This window comes from Paractinoplanes deccanensis (assembly GCF_016862115.1).
Lineage (GTDB): Bacteria > Actinomycetota > Actinomycetes > Mycobacteriales > Micromonosporaceae > Actinoplanes > Actinoplanes deccanensis.
The window spans coordinates 1-3138 of sequence record NZ_BOMI01000044.1; the positions used below are offsets into that span (position 1 = coordinate 1).

Here is a 3138-nt window from a genome sequence, read left to right on the forward strand (position 1 = left end):
AGAGCGGCCCACCCGCAGAGCCAACCCCAACCGCCCGCCCACAGAGCCCGCCCTTCCAAAGGGGGACCCCCACCCGCGAACGAAACCGATCCTCCACCCCGCCGGCCGCCCGCCGCGTGCCATTCCGCTCGGCTGTGGATAACGACGGCCTGTGGATAACTCGAGGTTCTGTCGGACCGGGCTGATAGACATGCCGGGTGACCGAGACGACGCGAGTGACGACCGAAGTGACGCAGACCGAGGCGGTCGAGCGGGCCGCGGTGCGCGAGCGGGCCGAGGCGATCCTGCGCAGGCTCGCGGGCGATCATGCGGTGCTGCGTGAGGACCAGTGGCGGGCGATCGAGGCGCTGACCGTCGACCGGCGGCGGGTGCTGTGCGTGCAGCGTACGGGGTGGGGCAAGTCCGCCGTCTATTTCGTGGCGACCGCCCTGTTGCGCGCCGGCGTCGGTGCCTCCGGCGGTCCCAGCGCGGGGCCGACGGTCATCGTCTCGCCGCTGCTCGCCCTGATGCGCAACCAGGTCGACGCCGCCGCGCGGGCCGGCATCCGGGCGCGCACGATCAACTCCGCCAATCTCGACGAGTGGTCCGAGATCGAGGCGGAGATCCGCGCCGGCGAGGTCGACGTGCTGCTGATCAGCCCGGAGCGGCTCAACAACCCCGACTTTCGCGACAACGTGCTTCCCGGCCTCGCCTCCAGCACGGGGCTGCTCGTGGTCGACGAGGCGCATTGCGTCTCCGACTGGGGACACGACTTCCGCCCCGACTACCGGCGGCTGCGCACTTTTCTGGCCGGTCTTCCTTCGCGTACGCCGGTGCTGGCGACCACGGCGACCGCCAACGCCCGCGTCACCGCCGACGTCGCCGATCAGCTCGGCGATGCTCTCGTGCTGCGCGGCCCGCTCGACCGCGACTCGCTGCGCCTGGCCGTGCTCGACCTGCCCAACCCGGCGCATCGGCTCGCCTGGCTGGCCGATCACCTGGAACGCCTGCCCGGCTCCGGCATCGTCTACACGCTCACCGTCGCCGGGGCGACCGAGACCGCCGAGTTCCTGCGGTCGCGTGGCTTCGCCGTGGCGTCATACACGGGCCAGGTCGAGGACGCGGAGCGCCGGGCCGCCGAGCAGGACCTGCTCGACAACAAGATCAAAGCGCTGGTGGCCACGTCCGCGCTCGGCATGGGTTTCGACAAGCCCGATCTTGGGTTCGTCGTGCATCTGGGCGCGCCGCCTTCCCCGATCGCTTATTACCAGCAGGTCGGCCGGGCAGGGCGCGCCGTCGAGCACGCCGAGGTGGTGCTGCTGCCCGGCGCGGAGGACGCGGCGATCTGGCGCTACTTCGCGTCGCTGGCGTTCCCGCCCGAGGACCAGGTCCGCGCGGTGCTGGCCAACCTGTGGCCCGACAAGCCGATGTCCACGCAGGCGCTCGAGCCGCTCGTCGACCTGCGGCGCAACCGGCTCGAGATGATGCTCAAGGTGCTCGATGTGGACGGTGCGGTCCGCCGCACCCGTGGCGGCTGGCTGTCCACCGGCGAGCCGTGGACCTACGACGCCGAGCGGTTGCGTCGCGTGGCCGAGGCCCGTTCCACCGAGCAAAAGACCATGATCGAGTACGCGTCGACGACCGACTGCCGCATGGAGTACCTCCGCCGGTGCCTCGACGACCCGGAGGCGGCGCCGTGCGGACGGTGCGACAACTGTGCCGGGCCGCTGTTCGACGCCGAGGTGTCCGGTGCCTCGCTGGCCGCGGCGGACGCCTTCCTCGGCCGGCCCGGCGTCGAGATCGCGCCGAAGAAGATGTGGCCGACCGGCCTGGCCGCGGTCGGTGTCTCGCTCAAGGGCAAGATCCCGCCGAGCGAGCAGATCGAGCCCGGCCGGGCGGTCGGGCGCCTTTCCGACCTCGGCTGGGGCGGGCGGTTGCGAGGGCTGGTGGCGCCCGAGGCGGCCGACGGGCCGATACCCGACGACCTGGCCGCCGCCGTTGTCGAGATCCTCAAGGAGTGGGCGCACGGCAACGACGCCTGGCGCGAACGGCCGGCGGCCGTGGCGGCGGTGTCGTCACGACGGCATCCCGAGCTCATCCGCTCGCTGGCCGACCACATCGCCCGCGTCGGCCGGCTGCCGATGCTGGGCACCGTCGCCTCGGCGCACCTCGCCGATCCGGGCCACCGGGGCAACAGCGCGCAGCGCGTGAGTGCGCTGCACGATGCCTTCACCGTGCCGGCCGAGATGGCCGCCGACCTGGCCGCCGCCGCAGGGCCCGTTCTGCTGGTCGACGACCTGGTCGACTCCGGCTGGACGATGTCGCTGGCCGGGCGGGCGCTGCTGCGGTCCGGCGCGAAGGGGGTGCTGCCGTTGGCTCTGGCCGTGGCAGGCTGAACGACGCCAGGAAGGACAGGCGAGCTGTCCGGCCGAGAAGCCGGTTGATACGGGGAGGGGGTATGCTGGGGGCATGTCCGACGAGTCGACGGTGCAGCACGGTCCGCATGGGTATTCGGGCGACAAGGCGGCCCTGCTCGGGCGCCTGAGGCGCATCGAGGGGCAGATCCGCGGTCTTCAGCGGATGGTCGACGAGGACACCTACTGCATCGACGTGCTGACGCAGATCTCCGCTGCCAAGAGCGCCCTTCAGGCGGTGGCGGTCGGGCTTCTCGAGGATCACCTGGCCCACTGCGTCGTCGACGCGGCGCGGGCGGGCGACCCCAGCGCCAAGGTCAAAGAGGCGTCCGACGCGATCGCCCGGCTCGTCCGCTCCTGATCGCTGCTGCGGTTCCACTCTTGCTCTCGAAAGGCTCTGCCATGGCTGTGACCAGCACCTACACCGTTACCGGCATGACCTGCGGCCACTGCGTCCAGGCGGTGACCGGTGAGCTCTCGGCCCTTCCGGGCGTGGCGGACGTGCAGGTCGACCTCGCCTCCGGCGCGGTCACGGTGACCAGCGAGGCCCCGCTCACGGACGAGGCCGTCCGCGCGGCCGTGGACGAGGCCGGCTACGAGCTCGCGAATGCCTGACGACCCAGCGCCCGGCGCCCACCCGGCGCCGCAGCGGCCAGGCGAGCCACGGCCGGTAGACCCGGCCCGACCCGAGGCAACCGACGCGCCGCCCACCAGGGCGGGCGCGGGCGAGGCTCGGCCCGACAAC

Annotated in this window: 3 protein-coding genes; all 3 read left to right on the forward strand. The window is 72.4% G+C overall.

Going from position 1 to position 3138, the window contains the following annotated elements; genetic code table 11:
- Positions 1-227 precede the first annotated feature (227 nt).
- The 3 genes from Ade02nite_RS12875 to Ade02nite_RS12885 all read left to right on the forward strand — a co-directional run bounded on the left by Ade02nite_RS12875 (position 228) and on the right by Ade02nite_RS12885 (position 3008).
- Entirely contained in the window at positions 228-2375 is a 2148-nt protein-coding gene (locus Ade02nite_RS12875) for a RecQ family ATP-dependent DNA helicase (protein ID WP_239168724.1), read from the forward strand.
- A 73-nt stretch (positions 2376-2448) separates the two neighbouring features.
- Complete coding sequence (locus tag Ade02nite_RS12880; RefSeq protein ID WP_203761849.1) at positions 2449-2754, forward strand: metal-sensitive transcriptional regulator; 306 nt, start codon at positions 2449-2451, stop codon at positions 2752-2754.
- Between the two features lie 41 nt (positions 2755-2795).
- Positions 2796-3008, forward strand: coding sequence for a heavy-metal-associated domain-containing protein (locus tag Ade02nite_RS12885; RefSeq protein ID WP_203761850.1), 213 nt, complete (start codon positions 2796-2798; stop codon positions 3006-3008).
- Positions 3009-3138 lie beyond the last annotated feature (130 nt).

What these genes read in the sequence shown, in the direction of transcription:
- Ade02nite_RS12880 (WP_203761849.1), top strand. Translation starts at nt 2,449, where the DNA reads ATGTCCGACGAGTCGACGGTGCAGCACGGTCCGCATGGGTATTCGGGC.
- Ade02nite_RS12885 (WP_203761850.1), top strand. Translation starts at nt 2,796, where the DNA reads ATGGCTGTGACCAGCACCTACACCGTTACCGGCATGACCTGCGGCCAC.